Annotated in this window: 21 protein-coding genes and 2 pseudogenes; 11 read left to right on the top strand and 12 right to left on the bottom strand. The window is 45.7% G+C overall.

All coding sequences use genetic code 11. From position 1 onward, the window contains the following. Positions 1-562: 562 nt before the first annotated feature. Both trpE and IQ257_RS03165 read right to left on the bottom strand, forming a co-directional pair. Complete coding sequence (trpE, locus tag IQ257_RS03160; RefSeq protein WP_193873743.1) at positions 563-2,089, bottom strand: anthranilate synthase component I; 1,527 nt, start codon at positions 2,087-2,089, stop codon at positions 563-565. A gap of 125 nt (positions 2,090-2,214) precedes the next feature. Further along, positions 2,215-2,673: a photosystem I reaction center subunit II PsaD gene (locus IQ257_RS03165; RefSeq protein WP_193873742.1), complete on the bottom strand. Its 459-nt coding sequence runs from the start codon at positions 2,671-2,673 to the stop codon at positions 2,215-2,217. 153 nt (positions 2,674-2,826) lie between these two features. Here IQ257_RS03165 and cobO point away from each other — a divergent pair, with 153 nt between their 5' ends. From cobO to IQ257_RS03185, 4 genes and pseudogenes are all read left to right on the top strand, one after another. Next, positions 2,827-3,522 (top strand): cob(I)yrinic acid a,c-diamide adenosyltransferase, encoded by a 696-nt coding sequence (gene cobO / locus IQ257_RS03170; RefSeq protein ID WP_193873741.1) that lies wholly within the window; start codon positions 2,827-2,829, stop codon positions 3,520-3,522. Between the two features lie 532 nt (positions 3,523-4,054). Beyond that, the gene (locus tag IQ257_RS03175) at positions 4,055-4,813 is read left to right on the top strand and encodes a calcium-binding protein (protein WP_193873740.1); all 759 of its coding nucleotides are present in this window, start codon (positions 4,055-4,057) and stop codon (positions 4,811-4,813) included. A 122-nt stretch (positions 4,814-4,935) separates the two neighbouring features. Then, the gene (locus IQ257_RS03180; protein ID WP_193873739.1) at positions 4,936-5,475 is read left to right on the top strand and encodes a Uma2 family endonuclease; all 540 of its coding nucleotides are present in this window, start codon (positions 4,936-4,938) and stop codon (positions 5,473-5,475) included. A 95-nt stretch (positions 5,476-5,570) separates the two neighbouring features. Next, a pseudogene (locus tag IQ257_RS03185) lies at positions 5,571-5,717 on the top strand (Uma2 family endonuclease); the annotation flags it as partial. Between the two features lie 134 nt (positions 5,718-5,851). Here IQ257_RS03185 and IQ257_RS03190 read toward each other — a convergent pair. Next, complete coding sequence (locus IQ257_RS03190) at positions 5,852-7,435, bottom strand: Na+/H+ antiporter (RefSeq protein ID WP_193873738.1); 1,584 nt, start codon at positions 7,433-7,435, stop codon at positions 5,852-5,854. Between the two features lie 804 nt (positions 7,436-8,239). Continuing rightward, a complete protein-coding gene (locus tag IQ257_RS03195) occupies positions 8,240-8,848 on the bottom strand; it encodes a DUF3318 domain-containing protein (protein ID WP_193873737.1) in 609 nt (202 codons plus the stop codon). A 186-nt stretch (positions 8,849-9,034) separates the two neighbouring features. Here IQ257_RS03195 and IQ257_RS03200 point away from each other — a divergent pair, with 186 nt between their 5' ends. The 3 genes from IQ257_RS03200 to IQ257_RS03210 all read left to right on the top strand — a co-directional run bounded on the left by IQ257_RS03200 (position 9,035) and on the right by IQ257_RS03210 (position 10,778). Continuing rightward, positions 9,035-9,295, top strand: a complete 261-nt coding sequence (locus IQ257_RS03200) for a hypothetical protein (protein WP_193873736.1) — start codon at positions 9,035-9,037, stop codon at positions 9,293-9,295. Between the two features lie 37 nt (positions 9,296-9,332). Beyond that, complete coding sequence (locus tag IQ257_RS03205) at positions 9,333-9,896, top strand: DUF2808 domain-containing protein (RefSeq protein ID WP_193873735.1); 564 nt, start codon at positions 9,333-9,335, stop codon at positions 9,894-9,896. 141 nt (positions 9,897-10,037) lie between these two features. Further along, complete coding sequence (locus IQ257_RS03210) at positions 10,038-10,778, top strand: Uma2 family endonuclease (protein WP_193873758.1); 741 nt, start codon at positions 10,038-10,040, stop codon at positions 10,776-10,778. A 62-nt stretch (positions 10,779-10,840) separates the two neighbouring features. Here the strand turns inward: IQ257_RS03210 and IQ257_RS03215 are convergent, their stop codons facing one another. Together IQ257_RS03215 and IQ257_RS03220 are read right to left on the bottom strand one after the other, a co-directional pair. Further along, positions 10,841-11,260 (bottom strand): hypothetical protein, encoded by a 420-nt coding sequence (locus IQ257_RS03215; RefSeq protein ID WP_193873734.1) that lies wholly within the window; start codon positions 11,258-11,260, stop codon positions 10,841-10,843. A gap of 2 nt (positions 11,261-11,262) precedes the next feature. Further along, positions 11,263-12,240 (bottom strand): hypothetical protein, encoded by a 978-nt coding sequence (locus IQ257_RS03220; protein ID WP_193873733.1) that lies wholly within the window; start codon positions 12,238-12,240, stop codon positions 11,263-11,265. Positions 12,241-12,402: 162 nt separating this feature from the next. Here IQ257_RS03220 and IQ257_RS03225 point away from each other — a divergent pair, with 162 nt between their 5' ends. Continuing rightward, positions 12,403-14,385 carry a pentapeptide repeat-containing protein gene (locus IQ257_RS03225; protein ID WP_193873732.1) on the top strand — a complete coding sequence of 661 codons (1,983 nt, stop codon included), beginning with the start codon at positions 12,403-12,405 and terminating at the stop codon, positions 14,383-14,385. Between the two features lie 294 nt (positions 14,386-14,679). Here IQ257_RS03225 and IQ257_RS03230 read toward each other — a convergent pair whose 3' ends face one another. After that, a complete protein-coding gene (locus IQ257_RS03230) occupies positions 14,680-15,975 on the bottom strand; it encodes an NACHT C-terminal helical domain 2-containing protein (RefSeq protein ID WP_193873731.1) in 1,296 nt (431 codons plus the stop codon). Between the two features lie 189 nt (positions 15,976-16,164). Between IQ257_RS03230 and IQ257_RS03235 the strand changes: the two genes are divergently transcribed. Then, the gene (locus tag IQ257_RS03235) at positions 16,165-16,680 is read left to right on the top strand and encodes a hypothetical protein (protein WP_228060374.1); all 516 of its coding nucleotides are present in this window, start codon (positions 16,165-16,167) and stop codon (positions 16,678-16,680) included. Positions 16,681-16,794: 114 nt separating this feature from the next. On the opposite strand, the gene IQ257_RS03240 is transcribed toward IQ257_RS03235, so the two are convergent. Beyond that, positions 16,795-17,178: a hypothetical protein gene (locus IQ257_RS03240; RefSeq protein WP_193873730.1), complete on the bottom strand. Its 384-nt coding sequence runs from the start codon at positions 17,176-17,178 to the stop codon at positions 16,795-16,797. A 220-nt stretch (positions 17,179-17,398) separates the two neighbouring features. Between IQ257_RS03240 and IQ257_RS03245 the strand changes: the two genes are divergently transcribed. Further along, the gene (locus IQ257_RS03245; protein WP_193873760.1) at positions 17,399-17,551 is read left to right on the top strand and encodes a hypothetical protein; all 153 of its coding nucleotides are present in this window, start codon (positions 17,399-17,401) and stop codon (positions 17,549-17,551) included. Here IQ257_RS03245 and IQ257_RS03250 read toward each other — a convergent pair. Beyond that, complete coding sequence (locus tag IQ257_RS03250; protein ID WP_193873729.1) at positions 17,520-18,008, bottom strand: class I SAM-dependent methyltransferase; 489 nt, start codon at positions 18,006-18,008, stop codon at positions 17,520-17,522. The genes IQ257_RS03245 and IQ257_RS03250 overlap by 32 nt on opposite strands. Before the next feature lie 262 nt (positions 18,009-18,270). Between IQ257_RS03250 and IQ257_RS03255 the strand changes: the two genes are divergently transcribed. Then, the gene (locus tag IQ257_RS03255) at positions 18,271-19,308 is read left to right on the top strand and encodes an NADP(H)-dependent aldo-keto reductase (protein ID WP_193873728.1); all 1,038 of its coding nucleotides are present in this window, start codon (positions 18,271-18,273) and stop codon (positions 19,306-19,308) included. Positions 19,309-19,422: 114 nt separating this feature from the next. Here IQ257_RS03255 and IQ257_RS03260 read toward each other — a convergent pair. The 3 genes and pseudogenes from IQ257_RS03260 to IQ257_RS03270 all read right to left on the bottom strand — a co-directional run. Beyond that, positions 19,423-19,659 (bottom strand): annotated as a pseudogene (locus tag IQ257_RS03260) (VOC family protein); the annotation flags it as partial. 160 nt (positions 19,660-19,819) lie between these two features. Further along, the gene (locus IQ257_RS03265) at positions 19,820-20,410 is read right to left on the bottom strand and encodes a DUF4178 domain-containing protein (RefSeq protein ID WP_193873727.1); all 591 of its coding nucleotides are present in this window, start codon (positions 20,408-20,410) and stop codon (positions 19,820-19,822) included. A 367-nt stretch (positions 20,411-20,777) separates the two neighbouring features. Continuing rightward, the gene (locus IQ257_RS03270; RefSeq protein WP_193873726.1) at positions 20,778-21,206 is read right to left on the bottom strand and encodes an FKBP-type peptidyl-prolyl cis-trans isomerase; all 429 of its coding nucleotides are present in this window, start codon (positions 21,204-21,206) and stop codon (positions 20,778-20,780) included. Positions 21,207-21,388 lie beyond the last annotated feature (182 nt).

Raw genomic sequence — 21,388 nt, forward strand, 5'->3', positions numbered from 1 at the left:
TGCGATGGGTTCGCTGCACCGATAGCGCTAGCGCATCAGATGTTAAAGATGAAGCAGGTTAAAGAAAGAGCAGTTTATAGTGGGGATGTTAAGCCTTAAAATTTGAGGCAATGCTAAGTAGTAGATTCAAAGAAAACATTTAAACCCTGTTATGCTCCTGGATGATTTCACTTATTTACTACTTGCTTAATCCGGAAAGTGACAGAAAAGGGATATGTGCGAAATAGGGCAACGAGGAGCTGAAATGCTGGTTCTGTCAAAACCATCAGACACTCTTTAGAGATAGAACTCCCCGATGTAGCGCTGAGAGATACTCGTTCGGTGCGATCAAGCTGAAAAGGTTAGTAATTACTGCCAGAAGACGACTCTAGCCAGCGAAATAACACTCGATGTAGGACAGGCATCTTGCCTGTCCCTGACTGTCCCTGGCACGCTAGCAAAATATCCAGAAGAAAAGGCAAACCATGAAAAATAAATTTTGACTCAGTATGAGTTAATCGTCGATAGTACAGAGCAAATGATTGGCAAATGCTCTATATTGAAGCCATTAAACCTTTTGCCTCTAATTTCCTAAACACCGAATTGCTTCTAGCAACCCTTTCGCTTTATTGAGCGTTTCCTCGTATTCTTTTTCTGGGTTAGAATCAGCCACTAAACCCGCACCAGCTTGCACGGATACGATATGCTTGCCCGACTCACTCGGACGTACCACCATCGTGCGAATTGCGATCGCACTATTGAGCTGACCTTCAAAATCATACCAGCCGTAGACACCAGAGTAAGGTCCGCGCCGTTCGGGTTCGAGTTCGTGAACGATTTCCATTGCCCGAATCTTGGGTGCGCCACTCACAGTACCGGCAGGGAAGCAAGCTTTGAGCAAATCCCAGGCGGTTTTCTTCTCGTCGAGTTCGCCTACCACATTGCTGACAATGTGCATAACGTGGGAGTAGCGCTCAATCACCATCAGTTCATCAACGGTTACCGTACCACTTTTGCAGGCGCGACCCAAATCATTACGACCAAGGTCTACTAGCATAACGTGTTCAGCAATTTCTTTGGGGTCTTGCAGCAACTCGTGAGCTAGGGCATCATCTTCCTGAAGCGTTTGCCCTCGGCGTCGGGTTCCGGCAATGGGACGCAGGGTTGCTTGGAGTCCTCCTTGAGGCGACTGAGTTGCCTTAACCATGACTTCTGGGCTAGAACCAATGATTTGCCAATCCCCAAAATTAAAATATGCCATGTAAGGGGAGGGATTGATCAAGCGCAGGGAACGGTAAAGGGCAAAGGGTTCTCCGCCATAGTCTGCCGATAGGCGCTGGGATAAGACTACCTGAAAGATATCGCCAGCGCGAATATAATCTTTAGCTTTTTGGACATTGGCGCAGAACTGGGGCGCTTCGGTATTGCTGGTGTAGGATAGCTCCTGCGTCGCACTATCTGGGGATGTCCATTCCAATACGGTATCTTTCCCAGATAGAGGCAGTTGCAGTTTGTGGACGAGTACTCGCACGCGATCGCAAGCTTGCTGATATGCCTGTTGCCAATCTACTTCAGGGTTTCGCAAATCTGCATAAGCGATCGCCCAAATTTTACGCTTCACCTGATCGAAAATAATCAGGTTATCCACCTGCATCCACAGTCCATCCGGCAAATCCTTCTCTGTGGCTGGATAAACGGGAACGCGAGGCTCAATCCAGCGAATCAGTTCGTACCCCCAAAAACCAAATAAACCGCCAATTCCTGGCGGCAGTTGGGGTAATTTTACAGGGCGATAAGGTTCTAGACAATTGGCTAAGGCATCGAAGGGATTGCCTTCAAAGACTGTCACCGATGCATCTCGGTGGGTCTGAGTGGTAGTATTTCCTCTTGCTTCGAGTATCCATAAGGGGTCGCACCCCAGTAAACTGTAACGTCCTACATTTTCTCCACCTTCTACAGATTCCAACAGGAAACTGTAAGGCTGACCTGCACACACCTTATACCAAGCAGACACGGGTGTTTCTAAGTCGGCTACCCACTCTTGATAGACAGGAACAAAATTACCCTGTTGCGCTAGGTCACAAAACTGAGAAAAATCCGGTAGGAGCATAAGTTTAAGAAGTACGAAGTATGAAGTAAGGTTACTCCAATCTCAGGGGCAGGAGGATTAGATCCCGCCTTCGCGTCACCCCCACCTGTAGAAAGGTGGGGGAGTACACATCACAATCGGGTCAACTAGACATCGTAAGTGGCTTTACCACTAAACTTCAGGGTGACAGGTTCTGGGTTTTTGCCGATATTGCGGTCTTTCTTACCGACATAGGGACGCCCTTCGTTCACCTTTTCTGGGAAGACACCATCTGCTGGGTGCAGATACTGGACTTCACCGCTGGGGTAAATCCGGTAAATTTTGTAGTCTTCGATTTTAGGTTTGAATTGCAACCGCAGTTGAGCTCCCAGTGCCAGACACTGCTCTTTACGGGACAAATAAAGCAGATTTTCCCCTTGATTCATGATGGCAGCGCCACCAGTGGGCATTTCAAAGACTTGCTGTTTGGAGCTAGTCCAAGTGATGGCGTATTTTTCTTCTACAGCGGCTTTAGTCAGCAAACCGCCAGTGCTGCCACCAAAGATAGGGGGCTTTCCGCTAAAGGGAGTCGGAGACTGTTCGGTAACGGTTTCTTGTTCTGCCATAGTTTACGGTCTCAACTTTAATAAGGGCATTTAGGGAATGCTATCACTCCGGTCCTACCCGTCTTGTCACTTTGTCAAGAACTGTTACAGTTGGTCATTAGTCCTTTGTCCTTTGTCATTCGTCATTCCTCATTCGTCATTTGTCAATTAGTTATGAAGACCAATTCTGCTCCCAACTGGAACAAAACCTTGGAATCCGAGAATATTGCTGAGTCAGAGGCATCAGGGCTGACTCCAGAGCAGCACCAGAAAAAAATGCAGCGGCGTAAGCAGGTACAGGAAGAACGTCTTGAGCGAGCGTCGAGAGAGAAGGGATTGATTATTGTTCACACAGGTAACGGTAAGGGGAAGACAACAGCAGCGTTGGGAATGGTGTTGCGATCGCTCGGTCATGGGTATCGGGTGGCGATCGTACAGTTTATTAAAGGAGCGTGGGAACCAGCAGAGAAGGCAGCGTTTCAGCCGTGGACAGTTGCGGCAACTGGGGAGACACCACGGCTAGAATTCCATGCCATGGGAGAGGGGTTTACCTGGGAGACGCAAAACCGGGAACGAGATATTCAAAAAGCGAATACGGCTTGGGAAAAGGCACTGGAGTTTATCCGTAATCGGGAGTTTCAGTTGGTGCTGTTGGATGAGGTTAACGTGGCATTGAAGTTAGGATACCTGAACGTTGAGGAGGTGCTGGTAGGATTAGAGCAAAAACCAGAAGATTCTCACGTCATCCTCACGGGTAGAGGAGCACCCGCAGAATTAATCGAGCGTGCGGATTTGGTAACGGAGATGACACTGGTGAAGCATCCGTTTCGAGAACAGGGGGTTAAGGCGCAACCGGGAATTGAGTTTTAAGTTAAGGCTGAATTGCGTAGATTGATGTAGTTTGGTGTAGCTGAATTTCCTACCTTCGAGAGTGGCTAAAAGGGATGCGATCGCATCCCGTTAGAAATTACACAAATCTATATGTAGATGAAGTCCGCGTAGGCAGACTAACGAAGGATAGTCATACCTATCTAAACGCACCTTCTTTACTAAAACTTTATAAAGATTCGATAATTATTCGCTTAAGCTTCATGAAAATAATCCAAATAATTACTTAAAATACAAATATCGGAAAATAATTGTCTGGAAAGAAAAATACCACTAATCCTAGAGTTATTAGTGGCTGATAAATTTGGCTTTATTTTGCCCATCTCTGGGTTAATCATTTGATGTTTGCCTAAATTATAGTCGTGATTTAACTGTCAAGTTTCCACGGCAATCATTGTCGTTTTTATTGCTTAAAGTTTGGGAGTTAGTTTAGTTGGGTGTCCCCTAGGTTTAAGGACAGCCGTTAAATTCAGTCCCATAATTAAACCTCGAAAAATACTAATCGGAGTATCCTATGGCATATCTTTTTGGTACATATGGTGAAGACTTCCTTCTTGGAACTTCAAGTAATGATGTTATCTACGCAGGTGAAGGAATAAATATCATTGATGCTGGAGACGGTGATAACACTATTTATAGTGGCTCAGGTAATGATGAAATCACCACGGGTTCCGGTCATGATACTATCTACGCAGGTGAAGGGATAAATATCATTGATGCTGGAGATGGTGATAACACTATTTATAGTGGCTCAGGCAATGATGAAATCACCACGGGTTCCGGTCATGATACTATCTACGCGGGTGAAGGGATAAATATCATTGATGCTGGAGATGGTGATAACCTCATTTTCAGTGGCTCAGGTAATGATGAAATCACCACGGGTTCCGGTCATGATACTATCTACGCAGGTGAAGGAGTCAACACAATTAATACTGGAGCGGGGAACGACATCATTTTCAGTGGCTCTGGTGATGATTTTATTAATGCGGGCTGGGGTCAAAATACTATCTGGCTGGGGGGTGGAAGCGATACAATTGAGCTAGAATGGGGCGGTTCTAGTGAGATTAACAACTTCAATGCCGCTCAAGACAAAATTGAGTTGGGTAGTTTAGATGCAGCAGGCGTGAAACTCATGGGGTTGGGTAATGATACCCTCATTGTTATGCCCCGTTTATCAGTTTTAGCAACCCTTAAATCTGTAGATGTTCATACTGTTGCTGCTCATTCAACAAGCATTTTTGGGACAGAAATGGGAATTTATACAGCTTAAATACAGTTCAGAAAAGGTGAACCTAACTTCCCTGCCCTGCTTTTCTTAAAGAGCAGGGTTATTAAGTATTGCTGAATACTAGAAAATTAAGGAATAATTGAGAAAGCAGTGAGGAAAAAACAATGCTCAATACGACTCTTGTCAAGGATAGTTTTTCATTAGAAGATTTTATGACGAATCCACCCAAGCACATGGAGTGGGTGGATGGTCAATTGATGGAAAAAAGAGGTATGACGCTGAGACATGGTGAACTTCAATTGAGGCTGGGTCGTTATTGGGAGGATTATAAGAAGTCGAGTGGACAAGGTGGAAAAGTTTACACCGATGTGCCTTGCCGGACTAATAAGCAGGGACGCTCTCCCGATGTTGCCTATCTTACACCTGAACTGGTCGCACAGTTTGGAAATGCTGCCACGTTACCGCAGAGTTTTCCGTTGAGTGCTGAGATTGTTTCTCCTACCGATTTGGCTGAGAATGTTTTGTTAAAAGCACAGGAATATTTAGAGTCTGGGGGTGAAGAGGTTTGGCTGGTGTTTCCTGAGAGTCGCTGGGTGATGGTTATGACTGAACATCAAGGGTTGATGTTTACGTCAGGTCAAGTGGTGAGTACGCAGAAACTTTTGAAGGGTTTTAGTGTGTCAGTGGATGATTTGTTGGCGTGAGGATGGATGAATATTTGAGAGAATAGGAAACAATAGAGGTGGCGATGTCTGTGCAAGTACTAAGACGGAAATTCACAGTTTAGCAGTACCACAAAATGGTTGATTCGGGCATCCTCCGTGAAGATGACAGAGTGGAACTGATACGAGGCGAGATAATTGAGATGTCACCGATTGGCACAGGTCATGCTGCTTGTGTAAAACGTTTAAATAAACTCTTGGCTAACAAGTTGGGCGATCGCGTTCATAAGTTTGAGCGGGGTCAAAGTTTATCGCTCTTGGCGTTTCTTGATGTGTTGTAGCACCACAAATGCTTCGCTATTATTATCTAACCAGATAAATTAAAGAGAGATGAAATAGTTAGGCGATCGCCCACTCCTCAATCACTTTCCATTAGTTTTTCATCTGCCTCAATCAGAGCTTCCTGCAAGATGGGTGAGAGATTCTCATTCAAACGCCCAGCCCGAATAAATTCAGCGTAGGTATCCGCTTCGATATTTATCATTCTTTCTCGCACTTGTTCGAGATCAAAGGTTTGTAGCTGAGGATGTTGCTCGAGCAACTCGTGGCTTTCTTTTCGGATGCTTTCAAGTTGGTCTTCCACTAGTTTTATTTGGTAACGCCCAAATTCCGGGTCTACTTCATTGCTATTAGTGGCTTGCAACAGATAGTTTTTCACTCGATTGAGGGCAATCCCACGCGCCTGTGTCTCAGAATATTTCTGACGGAGTGGTTGATCACCAATAAGATTGAGCTTTTCTAGCAAGAATTGGGTTGTCAACCCCTGCACTAAGAGCGTAAACAATACCACTCCAAACACTGCATCAATAATATCTTGCCGTCCCTCTAAGAAAATTGGCACGCTCAACGCCAGAGCGATTGAAACAGAACCCCGCAACCCTCCCCACCACAGCACTGTCTGCTGCTGCCAAGTAATTTGAGAGTTTACCACCCTATTGCTAATGGCAGCCAAAGTGTAAATAGCGATCGCTCGCGTGAGGAGTACTGCCATAACCGCCACGGCAATCAAACCTAGATGATCTCCCAGTCTGGGAAAGTTGATTTGATCGCCAATCAGCAGAAAGACTATCGAGTTGACAAAAAACGCCAGAAAATCCCAAAACTCAGAGACAATCAGCCGCGTGCGCGGGTTCATACCAATGCGGGAGCCAAAATTGCCCAAAATTACTCCCACAGTCACCACTCCAATTACCCCAGAACCCCCCAGTTCTTCGGTAAGGAGGTAGGTGCCGTAAGCAGATACTAACGTCAGGGATTGTTCTACTAAGGGTAAATCGAAGCGTTGAGTAAGAAACGAAATCCCAAACCCCACCAAGCAACCAACGCCGATACCAATCCCCACGAACACAAAGAACTGGGCAAAGGTGGTAGACAGGGCAAATTCTCCCGTTCCCAAGGGTATCCCGACTAATAGTAAAAAGGCAACCACTGCCACACCATCATTAAATAGGCTTTCCCCCTCCATCAAGGTTTTCAGGCGCTTATCAGCACCAAGCTCCCGAAAAAGGGCAATTACCGATACCGGATCGGTAGCAGAAAGACTGGCTCCGATTAATAATGCGATCGCAATGGGCAATCCAGCTAACTCATGAATCGTAAAGGCAATTCCCACCACCGAAATCACCACACCCACTACTGCAAACAGAATAACGGGGACTAAATCTCGCCTCAAGTCTCGCCAGCGGATATTCCAAGCTGCTTCAAACAGTAAAGGCGGTAAGAAAATCTCCAAAATTAACTCCGGCGACAAGTTAACCAGTCGGACATCGACAAACGCCAAACCCAACCCGACAATCACCAGCAGTAAGGTATAGGGGATTTTGCGGAACCAGGGAAATACCCGTGATACCGTCGCTACACTTAACGAAACTGACAGCACCAGGACAAATTGCTCTAGATTCTGCTCAATGGCGGCTTCGCCAATAGAAGATTCTACGGACATAAGAGAACTCCAAGGACGTTGGCAATCTATTGAAACAGGAAAACTTGCACCAATAAAACTACCTGGCGAATGAAAGAGTTCTCATTCAACTTGCAAGACGATAGTGAGTAGTCTTTGTTCAAGTTTATCTATCTACAGATAGATGGCAGTTTTTTTAGTTTTACCATTCTTCAACGTAAAACCTGAAGTAGGACGTTATTCATGTGCCAGTTGAAAGAGTGGAATAAGGATGATACACTAACCGAGCCAAATCAGAAAAGATACAAGGTGTAGATTGAGTTACCAAAGGCTGGCTTTCAAAGTTGGCACGGATTTCCACTCCGATAGTGATCATCAAATGAGTGGAATCTAGAAGATAACTTAACCATCTAGGAGGATTATCCGATGACTTCAGTTTTCTTCTTCTGTCTGGTATTAAGTTTTTTTGTAGTCACACTCAATCCGTAAGCGATAGCACCGAAAATCTTACCTTCTGCCTTCTTGTATTGAGAAGTCTGGGCTTTCTGGCTTAATGAGTGCAATCTTCTTCACTGAGAGTCAAAAGAATACTCAGTGCAAGCCAAGAGTGAGATCAGGGGCGCTTTTCAGCCCTCCAGCAGTCATGGCGGTCAGTTGGGCAGGAGCTTCTTTGGGTTACGCCATCCTCAACTTTACTAAAGCTTTACAGAATTACAGCCTTTCTTTACTAACACTTCACACCAAGGAGGCTGGTTTCAATGCTAACTTTTTAAGTAAGAGCTAGTCATCACCCAAAATTAAATCAATCAATCCCGTCCTAGTACTCTAAGGCGGGATTTTTTTTCCTTATTCTTGCTTAACCCTTTCAGGGACGCTGACTGGCGAATACCCGGCGATCGCTCGCAAGTTCTGGCTACGAATCAATTCCGTGAAATTCAAACTCAGACGCCCTTCAATCTCGGCAACGGATTCGATAGCAGCTAGCAGGTTGCGGGCAGCTTCGGTTTCAGTGTAGCCTCGTCGCTGAGAGACTTTAATGGCATCGGCATCAGCATCGAGTTGGGATTGGGAACTGCGGGTGCTGCGCCAAATTTGATTACCCGCCAGTCCACTCAATCCCGTAGCAACGACAACGCCGACAGCATCCCCTTGCATGAGTTCCACCATTCCCCCCAACAATCCTGCAAGTACGACACCTTGATACAAATCTGGCTTAAACCACTTAATGCCAATCAGCCAGCAAACCGTGCGCAATAGGAGCATATCTCGTTGGGGTCTGGGCAAGCGACGCCACAGATCGAAGTTAATATAGATAGGACGTTCTCTCGACCAAGGTGGGGGAAACGGACTTTCAATCACGGTTGTCTGTTGCGGTTTGCTAGTAATTTTTGTCAGCATCCGCCCAGAAGCCGGCATGAGATCGAGCAATCGGCGAATTTCAGGTTCTGGATTCATCGAACTAGGGACTGGGAATGAGAGATTAGAGCTTGGGATGAGTGGAAACGGTAAGAATAGCTGTGTCTGCTAACAAACTATCCCATTCCCCCCTCAAAACTCAAAACTTCTTGAGAGAGAAGCCTAAAATAGGCACAGAAGACTACCGCGTGAATCTCCACTCAAGCTTCAGGATAGCTGTATAGTATGGATGCTTTTGCCCCAGTTCCTCCTAAATGGACAAAATCGGCAACTCACGCCGTTAAATTCTGCTGTCCCACCTGCCAAGCTTCTTGTATGGAAGCGCAACGGGTTTGGATTAACCGACAATCACCAGTTATGACGGAAGACTATCATAAAAAGTGGCAGGAGTTTTACCAGTGTCAATGCGGTAAGGTATGGTGGGCTTGGAGTAGCGATCGCCCTCCTTCAGAGTTCGCCAAGCCCGATCAACCACCGCTATTGTGAAAGCCTGAATAGGAGTTGGGCTGAAATCCCTCGATCTATGCGTATTTCCACCTTATTTGCCTTAACCCTAAGTGCGGCTAGTATTTCGGGGGTTGTAGTGCCTCCCGCTCCGGCAATTCAACAACTCAATGGAACCGTTTCCTTTGAGAAGTCTCCCCGCTTGATTGATGTCTTCAGCACCTTTGATAGCGTTGGAGTGTGGGGAGCCAAATATTATTTCACCATAGAACTACCAGAGGATGCTGGTGAACCGTTACAACAGGTGACGATTAGCCAGCGTCAGGGAGGAGAAGAGATTCGCTTCCGACTGCATGAAACTCGATCCTTTACTGGGACACCCAGCGATAAAGGTGAACGATTGGCATTGCAAGCTGTCACCAGAGATGAGGAAACTGACACTATTTCGGTGGTATTTGAGGAACCAATTTCTCCTGGTCAAACGTTTACAATTGGTCTGGTTCCCGTGCGAAACCCTTATTTTGGAGGTGTTTATCTGTTTGGAGTAACGGCGTTTCCTGCGGGAGAAAAACCTTATGGGTTATATTTGGGTCCCGGACGCCTACACTTCTATCGGCGAGCTTGTCGCTTTGGAGCTTGTTAGCTAGTTTCCAGGAAACAGGCAAGATGCCTGCTCTACGAAGTTCAAAAAATTGCCAGATATTCAATAACCTCCACGAAGACGATGGAGGTGGACATCGGCATAATTAAAGAAATAGGATCATCAGCTCTGATGAAGCTACTCATGCTACAGTACAATCCGTTAGATTGCTTACCCTCTTCAGAAGAACTCCCCGACTCTGACGATACCCCTGTGGATAATGAACTACAAGATTTGATTCCCTCTTTGCTTAAGGCGATACTGGCTTTATTGTGGGCAGATCGCTGGGATTGGTTCTTTGGGGTGGATATGGGGATTTATTACGATCCTGATGAACCTGCAATTGTACCGGATGGGTTTTTGAGTCTGGGGGTAGAGCGATTTATTGATGAAGATTTGCGCCTCAGTTACGTGTTTTGGGAAGAAAATGTTGTTCCACGTTTGATGTTAGAGGTGGTTTCCCAGAAGTATCGGGGAGAATACAGCACGAAGAAACAACTGTATCAAGATATGGGAGTGCTGTACTATGTGGTTTACAATCCCCGTCGTCGTCGCAAACCGCCTTTGGAAGTTTATCGATTAGTTGATGGCGCATACGAATTGCAGCCGGGAAATCCAGTTTGGTTAGCAGACATTGGTTTAGGAATTGGTAGAGAACGGGGGACGTATCAAGGAATTTCACGGGAGTGGTTGTACTGGTATGATGAGCAAGGGCGACGATTGCTAACACCGGAAGAACGTATTCAGGAAGCCGAACAACGCGCTCAGGCAGCCGAACAAGTTGCTCAAGAAGATAGACAACGCGCTCAGGCAGCCGAACAACGTGCCCAACGTTTAGCAGAGCAATTGAGAGCGCTGGGAGTAGATCCTGACTCTCTATCTTAAGAATAGGGAGTTGGGAAGAAGGACTTTTATAATTTCTTTAAACAAATTTGATTGAGTTAAATTCAAAACTGCCATTCGTGATTCGGATCGTCAAGCGCTGCCCGTACAGAGGCTAGATTAGCTAACTCCTTAAATGGGCTTGATTTCGCTAATTCTGTGATTGAATGCAGTGCTAATGCTAGCTGCTCGTTATTGTCTGATGCAATCGCTCGATCAACTACACTAAACAAAGCGCGGAAGTTTTCGGCACGTTCATCAAAGGAGCGATCAAGATACTGTATTAGTACATCTCGTTGAGAATTAATCTTAACTATTGTTGCTTTCTCCCAAGCAGCGATCGCACGCCGTTTAGTCCGCTCCTGCTCTGCAACCTTCATGTATTCCGTGTAGGCTGTAACAATCATGTGTAAGCCTTCAATTGGATTGGTAAACGCTTCAGAACCTTTGGCAAAAACTTCTACAGGAACTTTTTTTGCTTTCATGCTTAAATGCCTTGCAGATAACTGTACTTCTCTTTGATGTTGTCAGTAATAGAATTCAGATTACCTTCGCTATCTAAAACAGGATTCTTCATAATTTCTGTAAGTGCCTTAGCTAAAAGCCCTACCTGTTGAAACTTCCTAGCATCTCTCTTACAATCAAACGGCTGAGATTCAAGCTCGTTAAGACCCAAAACAGCATTATGGTTCAAATTTTCCACCAAGTTACTTAACTCAGTAATTCTCCGTCTTACTTGTTGCAGAAAGTCTTTTGCTTCGTTAATTTTAGTAATTTCCTTGTTAGCCTTAGCCTCATATTCCCGTGCCTTTGTTAAAGCTTGCTCACCCTGACTGGCAAGGACAAAGCCACCAATTGCCAAAGCTGGACCTACTGTAATACCTCCGAGAACAATGGTTCCAAGTGCCATACCACCGCCACCAGCCGCTAGAGAACCACCACCTAACCATGCAAGCGTTGCATTCCAAGCCGCTGCACCACTGAGTCCAGAGATGGCTGTTCCGGTACTCGCTGTGCCGAAAAGTCCTATAAGCCCAACTGTACCCTGACTTGTGGCTGCTGCGGCTCCAAGTGCATTAAAACCACCCTTGACAAATCGCTCGGCTTCCAAAGCTGCTGCTTTGTACTCCTCGATTTGCAGAATGGAAACGCCTTCAAATTCCTCTAAAAACCGCTTATCACTTTGCGAACCTCGCTGACCAATACGCTCAATAAAGGCAACAAAGCGTCCGATTGTATGCATTTTGACATCGAGTTGCAATTGACCGTACTCTTCTGCCAGTTTTTGAGTAGCTTTCCACTCAGCTTTCAATTGGCTAACAACACACTCATGTCGTTCATGAGCGCTCTTGCCAATTTTCTCTGCTGCCTGCATATCGGAAACGCCTTCAGCACCCTTAACCACGCCGAAAGCGGCAGTAGCAATGGCAGCAACGCCAAGAATAATGGGTATCACAAAAATCACAAAATACTCCTAAACATAGTTGCTTGGATAGCTGCGATTAAGAATTGCAGTTATTGGTCTTAACAAAATGTTAAGCTAACTTCAGCTTGATATCTATGAAGCGTTGGTGAAGAGTTGACAAAGATAACGCAAAATTTTTCTCCACAGACAAAAGATAGGCGGATGAAGTTTGTTCGCTATTTCCCTAAGCTACTCATCAAATTAGTCCTACTTTTCCTCCTGCTGCTAATTTCCACACCAGCACTAGCCGCAACAACTCAACCAGAACGGACACCCTTAACCTTAGAACTGCTGCAAGAACGCATTAACTCCCCCATCCAAAGCGAAGGCGTCTCCACCATTAACCTGCGCCAGTTCGTGATTGACTTAACCAGCGAAAATGCCGAATTTCGTGACCAATTCTATCTGGAATTGCAAACCAAAATCAACCGCTCTAAAACACCTCTCGGTATCGATTTAAGTCAATCCTTAATTCAGGGAGAATTTACCACAAGCAAATTAGGTTTACCAACCCCTCTCTCGAAAGCAGCATTACCCCCCCTGCTGACTCCAACTGAACAAGAACAACTCCAACGCGACACTCGTTTCTTAACGGAAGCTAGCGATAAAATTCCCTCGGTTACAGTTTTCCGAGGAGTGCTGAAACTTAATCAGGCGCGTCTGACTGGTGCGGTGAATTTTGCCGATACCTTCTTTCTGCAACGGGTCGAAGCATCAGATACTGTCTTTGTTCAGGAAGTGAATGGGTCAGGTAGCAGTTTTGGTAGACCCATAGACTTTAGCAGTGCTACCTTTGGTCGAGATACCAATTTCAGCGGTAGCACGTTCTTTGGAAATGCTGGGTTGACGCAGGTGGAATTCCGAGGAACTGCTAATTTTACTGGCTCTACATTCTACGAAACTGCCAACTTCAGTCGGGCAGAATTTTCCCAGCTTGCTAATTTTACCCGAATTCAGTGGGTTCAAGATGCTGATTTTAGCCAAGTTAAATGGCACGATCGCTCTTTATTCAGTAAAAGTCGTTTTAACCAGTCGCTGCTGCTAACCGAGGCAACGTTTGAAAAATCTGCTACCTTCCGAGGTAGTCAGTTCAGGCAACCCGTACTGATGCGGGATGTAAGTTTGCTCGACCAAGTGGATTTTAGCAATACTCGGTTTGTCCCAGATGCTTATCTGAATGTGGCGGGGATGACGTTTGACTCTGACCAAGCGAAAGTGTTTGGTGAAGCAGGTCAAATTGGCAGGGTTTTATCGGTTCCCAGGTTGGAAGGAAATGAGGATGTGCTGCGTAATCTGGTGCGGAACTTTCGGGAACAGGAGCAAATTACCGATGCTAATCGGATTGAGTATACCACTGAGCGATTGCGGCGAGAGCAACTGTGGGGGCGTTTGGTGGCTAGGCTTCTTCAGGTTATGAGTCAAGAAGAGATTAATACTGTTTCTAGTAATTGGGTACTGGATACCTTGCACTGGATGGGATTGAGTTTGCTGCTGCTATTGAGTGCCGATGGGACTAGTTTCGGGTTAGTCTTTGGGGTGGGAACGATTGCGATCGCGTATTTCGGGTTGCTGTTTTGGTTGCTGGATAGGTGGCGGCGGCGCTATCCCAAACCAATTCTGCCCAGATATTTAGAAACGGTTTGTATGGTGGGGAGTGGGGCTGCCGTAACCTTTGGCGGTGCGATCGCTATTTTTCGCACGAGTACACAACCTTGGTTAACCCTATTGTGTTTGGGTGGTATTCTTTTACCCGTGCCGTTGCTATTGGTAGGACGACTGTATCGGCAGGGGCGCTATCACGATATGCTTGATGTCACCTATTTCGTTGAAGATGGGGGGATGCGGCAATTGCGTTTGTTAATTGGACGGTTGCCCGTCATGCCTCGGTTTGGCTTTTTCCGCGATCGCTATATGCCGATTCTTTGGGATCGTCGCTGGAATTGGCTCAATTATTACGATTTCAGCTTTAATAATTTGCTCAAATTCGGCTTCAATGATATTCGCCTGAGAGACTTACACGTTCCGGGTATTCTTACGACTCTGGCTTGGTATCAGTGGAGTTTGGGTATTTTGTATATTGCTTTGTTGCTTTGGACGCTATCTCGAACGATTCCGGGATTGAATTTATTGATTTATTTGAAGTGAGGATGGAGTTGGGGGGTAAGAGAATTCCAGATAAAACAGTATCCCCCGTAGGGGCAGTCGCTGGACATCGGTGTCAATTTAAGCCCTGGCGAATGGAATTCGCGGCTATATAACCCACACTCCGCACTTCGACACCCTTCGGCAGGTGACACATCGAGCTTGTCGAGATGCTCAGGGCAAGCGCTCAGTGACCACCTGCGCGGACTGATGGAAAATCAACGGTTCTGAAACCCGCGCAGGCGGGTTTTGTTTTTGTAGTTGCGGTTTTAACCGTCCCATTAATGTTAAGTTGACTTAGTCTCTGAGTTTCCGTTTCTCTATCTCAGCCATGGGTAAGAGTAAGGTGTCTTCGATGTGCGATCGGACTTTAGGAGTTACATTAGAAGCGATATTCAGACATTCCACCAGCAACCGATTGGCATGATGGTAATCATCAAGTGCTTGCTGCTGTTTTTTGCTGAACTGCCAGATATGACCAATATTGCGATAGTTAATCATTACCTCTCTGAGTCTATTAGCCCAAGTCGATCCTTCAGTTTTCCACCAATACCGAAATCTTTCCATCTCTTCATCTACATCAGATTTTTGCTTCTCAATTTGCTGTGGTAACTCAGATGTTGACAGTTTTTTTTGCAACCATGATTTTCGTCTTTGCCATACTTGATCTAATTCAATTGGCAATTGCTTTTGCAGTTCTATTAATAATTTCTGTAGTAACTGTTTTAACTTACTGTCAGTACCACAATATTGCTGTATTGTGGCATCAAATTGCATAATAAAAGAAATAAGGTCATAACCATCAGGGAGCCTATAGAATAGTCTGATTAGCTGGGAAAGAGAGATATCTAAAACAAGCGAAGGATAATGGTTAACGTCCAATTTAAGGGAATAAGCCAGATAAAGATCAATGTGAGAATCATCACATGGAACGTGAAGGTAAAAAGCACGAATTGCTGCTAATTTTTGTTTAAATTTTATTTCTTTTTGAATTTTGTTTGCTCTCCCATCAGTCCAGATGAGAAACTCCTGTAATCTAGCGTCTAACATCAGATCATCAATTTTTCGCTTCATTTGGCACAGGAGTTCATCAGCAGGTTCCATTGTACTAACTAAACGTAAAAATACTTCACGCCAGTCTGGTTCATTGATGTAATTGACCAACATCTCTGGAATCTTGTTGCGAAACTGCGATCGCACCATTCGTACCAACTCATCCAGATTATTCTCTGGAGTAGAGTTGGGGATCGCGTCCTCACGCCCTACGAAATCAGTATTATTGGATACCGTTTCTTCTTGCGCTTGCTCTTGAGGCTGTGGGACTTCTGCTGATTGCGATTGCCACCGTTTTTCCAACAGTCTTTGTAAATTATTTTTACGAACTGGCTCTCCTAATACTTCTGAGAGTAACTTCCACAAGTCAGAAGCAGCCTCATTAACGTGTCCTTCCGTGCAGCTATAAGTATCTGCAATTTCTCTATATTTTTTGCCTTCTCGACCTTTACAGGTTTCTTGAACTATTAAAATTTCGAGGGGTTTGAGAGTCCTGTTTAGTAGTTGCTCTGCCAGTTCTAATCCTTCTTCAACATCCATTTGTTAACCAAGCAGCAAAATATTTCTCGTAGTCTAACTTAAACCTTTCCGAGGTTTTCCGATCTCACCCGATTTCTTCCTGTTTTAGCAAGCGTGAAACTTCCGATATCGCCCGATTGATAAGCCTTTAGATCATCGGCAGAATGATGTTGTGAATTAACCACAGAAACTATTGAGGACTGAATTACCGTGAACTATCTACATGACAGACAATGGTCAGACTGCTACATCCCTGCAATCAAAGCAATTGTGGGACAATATCTGCTAGTGGAATCCCCCTTAGAAGTCGATCAACAACAAGCAGCCGACTTGATGGTATTGAATGCCAGAAACCTAACAATTGCTTGTCGGATCAGACGACCAGGCTACGCAGACAGATACCCCTATCAATTCACCATTCGTAGCAGAACAGCATCAGGAGCGACAACAGAACTGCAAAAAATTACCAACGGATGGGGAGATTGGATGTTCTACGGACACGCCGCCCCTGAACCTGGCATCAACATCAATCATTGGTTTCTCATCAATCTGAGAAATTGGAGAGCGCACATGATTCGACGTGATCGCAGCGCTATCAGATATGGGGAAAAATCAAATCCAGACGGAACCTATTTTACCTGGTTTGACCTTTCTACTTTTCCGCCTGAACCCCCAATTATTCTTGCCTCTAGTCAACCTTTACCCAATTATAGGCGTGTAGCCTGACAAGTGAAGACGCAGAGGTTTTGATCACACTTGACTCATCCACAACTGGAAGCAATGGCCTTCTCGGCTCAAATGCGTCTACGAAACAGCAACTTAAAGAAGAGCGCTCAATCATCATACGGTGGCAAAGTCAGCAAACACTTGCTCCACCAACTTTTGTGCCTTACTATCCAGAGACTGCCAATCCACCTCCCCCTCTTCGTCAATCAGACTGGTATCAATCTCAACTTCCTGAGTTTCAAGTTCGGAATGGGTTAAAGAGTAGTCGCGAAAACAAACTTGAAAGCAAAGTTCCCACAAACTGATGCACATAGAGTGATCGGCTTTTTCCAAGCACACCTCATGCCCGGGTATAGGCGTTTCCACATCCTTGTAAGTTGCCTTCCAGGTCGTTTGCTCGAGCTGTTTACGAATATGATCGACGATGCGGATTAAAGCAGGTTGCATCAGTAGTTCCGCCTGTTGCCATGCAAGGGGAGTCTTTAGTTTGGGTTTCATCGTGAAAATAGGGAGTAGGGAGTAGGGAGTGGGGAATGGGGAGTAGGGAATGGGAATTACTAGCTTTCTTGTCATCCTAGAATAAACGTCTTTTATTTTCCAAACTTGGCTCGATGGCTGAAAATGCGGGTGGACTCCGAGTAATTTGACACAGCCGTGGTATGGTCAACTCTCAGAACAGTTGGAAATGCTGCGCACGGGCTAGATCCATCTGGTAGAGGTGGGATTTGTCCGGGATATTTGGCGGGCAATCCTGTTTGAACTGAAAAAACTGGTGTTGGGGGTGGGAGTAGGCGTGGTATTGTTACTGCTGAATTTGTTGCGATCGCGTTTTGCCCAAGTTACCCAAGTCTCTTGCACAGCCAAAGACTGATAACCCATTCCACAGATTCATCCCGCACATTCCAAATCAGCCCAAGCCAACCACCAGGCTTCAAAACCCGGTGAATCTCCTGAAGCGAACTTTTTCCTTGAAACCAATGAAAGGCTTGGGCTACTAAAACCACGTCCACAGAAGCAGAAGCCAAGGGTATGGATTCTGCTGTCCCAAACATAATCTCAATACCAGGGAGTAGGGAAGAAAATTGGCGTCTCATTCCCTCAACTGGCTCAACAGCAATGAGTTTTGCACCTGCACAAGTCAGTAATCGAGTAAATTTTCCAGTTCCAGCACCCAAGTCTAAGACAGTCTTCTCCGGTGAGATATCTAGGGTTTCCAACAAAAAATGAACAGCTTCCTGTGGATATTCAGGGCGTCCGCGTTCGTAGGCAGTGGCTGCAATCTGAAAGCCTTGTGCGGCAGCGTTATGAATAGAACTGGTGGGATTCATGGCGTCAAAACCTTAATCAATTTGGCGGCTACGCAGAACCTATTCGATTGATTGATATCTTGCACTTACATCCATGCTTACCCCCCCTGCCCCCCTTAGTAAGGGGGGAGTGGAAGGAGAAACGCATGATTCTTGGGGGAAGTCAATTTCTGGTTCTTGTTCCCCCCTTGATAAGGGGGGTTAGGGGGGTGCTGCAAGATGTGAGTTGATTGATTAGTCTAGCATTAGGATTGAATGAGAGAATTGTTCGGTAATAAGGCGGATGGAGTACAAAAAACTCGGCGACAGCGACCTACTGGTATCAGAAATTTGCCTAGGCACCATGACCTATGGACAGCAGAATACCGTAGAAGATGCTAGCGAACAACTCGACTATGCTGTTTCCCAAGGCGTCAACTTTATCGATACGGCAGAGATGTATCCAGTACCAGGACGTGCTGAAACTCAGGGGAAGACAGAGGAGTATATCGGTCAGTGGTTGGTCAAGCAGCAGCGAGATAAGCTAATTATCGCTACCAAAATAGCAGGTCCCACTTCTCGGATAAGCTGGATTCGGGAAGGAAAGCGCCAGATTGACCGACCCAATATCGAGCAAGCGGTAGAAGATAGTCTCAAACGGTTGCAAACTGACTACATCGATCTTTACCAAATCCACTGGCCCGATCGCTATGTTCCCCTCTTTGGCGCACCCAACTACGATCCGAAGCACGAACGGGAAACTGTGCCGATTGCTGAACAACTAGAAGTATTTGCCGACTTGATTAAAGCGGGTAAGATTCGCTATCTGGGTTTAAGTAACGAGACACCTTGGGGAGTTTGCGAGTTTTGTCATGTGGCGAAACAACTTGGGTTGCCCAAAGGGGTATCGATTCAGAATGCTTATAGCTTGGTCAACCGTGTATTTGATATTCACCTATCGGAAGCTTGCCGATTTAATAATGTGGGATTACTTGCTTACAGTCCTTTAGCCTTTGGCTTTCTCACAGGTAAATATCTCAACGGCATCCCAGAAAATTCCCGTGTGGCGCTGTTTTCAGGATTTGGTCAGCGTTATGAAAAATCCAACCTTACCGAAGCGGTGAAAGCGTATATAGAGATTGCTCAAAAACACAACTTGACCCCTGCACAACTAGCCTTGGCATTTGTGCGATCGCGTTGGTTTGTCACCAGCACCATTATCGGCGCAACTACCATGGAACAACTTAAGGAAAACCTCAGTAGTGGCAATGTTACCCTAGATAAAGATATCCTGGCAGAAATCGATGCCGTTCACGCCCGATATCCTAATCCAACCCCGTAAATATAGTGTTTCTCTATCTGGCGAGGTACAAAGGTCTGGATTTTAGGGAGTGGGGAGTATGTTAATGAACCTCAAGGTCTTGCAACGCTTTATGGGCGATCTTAAGAGATGTCTTTTTGTTGGGGCGATAAAGCCAATATGAGTGCCATTTCCGGCGGTTGCAGGTTGACCATCAATAGGCGTTTGTACCCAAAATTCTGGATACTGCTTGCCATAGGCAACGGCACCCGGATGTTCCATAATCCGCTTGCAGCCTAGCGTTGGCAGTATTTGGTCGTAGAATGCGATCGCACGTTCAAAATCATTGGTGCCAATCGAGATATGCGAGAGAATGCTGGGATTATCCTCCATACCTAAATCCTCCATCCACTTTTCTTGCCTAATCTTATTTGTAGTATGTTGTAGTATGACAAGACAGTTGCTGTGTTGAGCTATGCCCAGTCACAAAAAATTATTCAAAGTATTGTGCCAGAAGAATCTTATGCTCTGTAAGTCAACGATGGAATACAAGCTAACCACCATACACCCGCTGACCCGTACCTGGTAAAAGTGTCAGCATCCTAGGATTAATACGCTGCCCTACCGTAACTTCAATTCTCCCATCCCACTCCTCAATCGAAAGAACCTTATTATCAGACCCTTCATAGTCAAAATACCGACAGCGTTCGGCGGTACGATGCAACGTTGTACCTGTGCGATTCATATCAGCGATACCAGACTCCAAACATCGATAGGTTTCATCTGCAAACGTTAGCTGTTTGGGAGGTTCTCCACTCAGCTCTAGCTGATTTGTTGGTTCTAACAATGCAACCTCAACCCGGTCATCTTCATCAACAGAAAGCCAACTGATACGCTCTCCATCTTGGAGCAAATACTCATACCAGATATAGTCACCAACGTTATAGGCGAGGCGTCCCTCCACTACCCAGTCAGCCCCCATATATTGCACAATATCCCCAACTTCCAGGTTAAAAACCGTGCGTTCTTCCGGTGGCAAGCGCCGATGTTCGCCAATACCTGATAGTACTCCCCGTTGCTGAAGTACCAGCCAGACAACCGCAGTCACAACAATCGTGATAATCCCAATCCAAACGAATACCATATCAATTTCTTAACTATCTTCTTATGGCAGGAGAGCGATCGCATAAGGTACACCCCGGCACCCCAGCCCCCCTCTCTTAATAATTTTTTCCTTGCGTCTAAAGTCTTTTGAGCAGCCTCCATCTCAGTTTTCCGCCGTTTGTCCCTCCTTACTCAACACAGAAGCAACTCTACCCCATGGGATCTCATCAACCCAGCCTTAGTCTTCTGGCGACATTGAGTTAACGTTCGTTAACCAGAGTACAGAAAACCTTGATATTCCACCCTGAATTAAGCCATTAGAGTTCCCTCCCCTTGACAAGGGGAGGGTTAGGGAGGAGTCTTTTCTTAAGACGGCTGATTTTTAGCACGTCTCAACTCGAACACCTTCAAGCAATGTCAACTAACTCAATGTCGAAGGTCAGATCTTCTCCTGCCAGCGGATGATTGGCATCTAAGACCACGTTTGAGTTTGTCACTTCTGTGATTACAACTGGAATCGTTTGCCCGTTGGGTTGCTGAATTTGCAACTGCTGACCAATTTCGGGTTGCAAATCGGGGGGAATTTTTTCTCGAGTCACCTCCAGTACTAACTCTGAGCGATGTGGACCATAAGCTTTATCCATAGGAATGGTTTGAGTTTTTGATTCGCCAGGAGTCATACCGACAACTGCCTGCTCAAAGCCGGGAATCACCTGTCCTCCGTCGATGGTAAATTCCAACGGCTCCCGATTGACCGAGGAATCAAACACCGTACCGTCCTCGAGCTTACCGGTGTAGTGAATTTTAACGGTATCTCCTAGTTTCGCTTGTATCATTTCTACGTTCCTTGATTGGATTGACACCTATAGGGTATCAACTGCCAGAGCGCTGGCTCTGTTTCTCAAGTAAGAAACTCGTGCAGCCTAGCCCAAACCCACCAGGGAAAAAAACCTTTAGTCGCAGCCAGAGGGTTTATTTGTCAATCGGGAGGACTTCAATGGGGTGTAGGGGGGGGGGG

It is taken from the genome of Coleofasciculus sp. LEGE 07092 (genome assembly GCF_015207375.1).
Lineage (GTDB): Bacteria > Cyanobacteriota > Cyanobacteriia > Cyanobacteriales > Coleofasciculaceae > LEGE-07092.

Excerpts from the sequence above, each read along its gene's own strand:
- IQ257_RS03265 (WP_193873727.1), bottom strand. The coding sequence starts at position 20,410 with ATGGTATTCGTTTGGATTGGGATTATCACGATTGTTGTGACTGCGGTT.
- trpE (WP_193873743.1), bottom strand. The coding sequence starts at position 2,089 with ATGCTCCTACCGGATTTTTCTCAGTTTTGTGACCTAGCGCAACAGGGT.
- IQ257_RS03210 (WP_193873758.1), top strand. The coding sequence starts at position 10,038 with ATGCTACAGTACAATCCGTTAGATTGCTTACCCTCTTCAGAAGAACTC.
- IQ257_RS03175 (WP_193873740.1), top strand. The coding sequence starts at position 4,055 with ATGGCATATCTTTTTGGTACATATGGTGAAGACTTCCTTCTTGGAACT.
- IQ257_RS03240 (WP_193873730.1), bottom strand. The coding sequence starts at position 17,178 with ATGAAACCCAAACTAAAGACTCCCCTTGCATGGCAACAGGCGGAACTA.
- cobO (WP_193873741.1), top strand. The coding sequence starts at position 2,827 with ATGAAGACCAATTCTGCTCCCAACTGGAACAAAACCTTGGAATCCGAG.
- IQ257_RS03165 (WP_193873742.1), bottom strand. The coding sequence starts at position 2,673 with ATGGCAGAACAAGAAACCGTTACCGAACAGTCTCCGACTCCCTTTAGC.
- IQ257_RS03250 (WP_193873729.1), bottom strand. The coding sequence starts at position 18,008 with ATGAATCCCACCAGTTCTATTCATAACGCTGCCGCACAAGGCTTTCAG.
- IQ257_RS03205 (WP_193873735.1), top strand. The coding sequence starts at position 9,333 with ATGCGTATTTCCACCTTATTTGCCTTAACCCTAAGTGCGGCTAGTATT.
- IQ257_RS03270 (WP_193873726.1), bottom strand. The coding sequence starts at position 21,206 with ATGATACAAGCGAAACTAGGAGATACCGTTAAAATTCACTACACCGGT.
- IQ257_RS03230 (WP_193873731.1), bottom strand. The coding sequence starts at position 15,975 with ATGGATGTTGAAGAAGGATTAGAACTGGCAGAGCAACTACTAAACAGG.
- IQ257_RS03180 (WP_193873739.1), top strand. The coding sequence starts at position 4,936 with ATGCTCAATACGACTCTTGTCAAGGATAGTTTTTCATTAGAAGATTTT.
- IQ257_RS03195 (WP_193873737.1), bottom strand. The coding sequence starts at position 8,848 with ATGAATCCAGAACCTGAAATTCGCCGATTGCTCGATCTCATGCCGGCT.
- IQ257_RS03215 (WP_193873734.1), bottom strand. The coding sequence starts at position 11,260 with ATGAAAGCAAAAAAAGTTCCTGTAGAAGTTTTTGCCAAAGGTTCTGAA.
- IQ257_RS03200 (WP_193873736.1), top strand. The coding sequence starts at position 9,035 with ATGGATGCTTTTGCCCCAGTTCCTCCTAAATGGACAAAATCGGCAACT.
- IQ257_RS03190 (WP_193873738.1), bottom strand. The coding sequence starts at position 7,435 with ATGTCCGTAGAATCTTCTATTGGCGAAGCCGCCATTGAGCAGAATCTA.
- IQ257_RS03255 (WP_193873728.1), top strand. The coding sequence starts at position 18,271 with ATGGAGTACAAAAAACTCGGCGACAGCGACCTACTGGTATCAGAAATT.
- IQ257_RS03225 (WP_193873732.1), top strand. The coding sequence starts at position 12,403 with ATGAAGTTTGTTCGCTATTTCCCTAAGCTACTCATCAAATTAGTCCTA.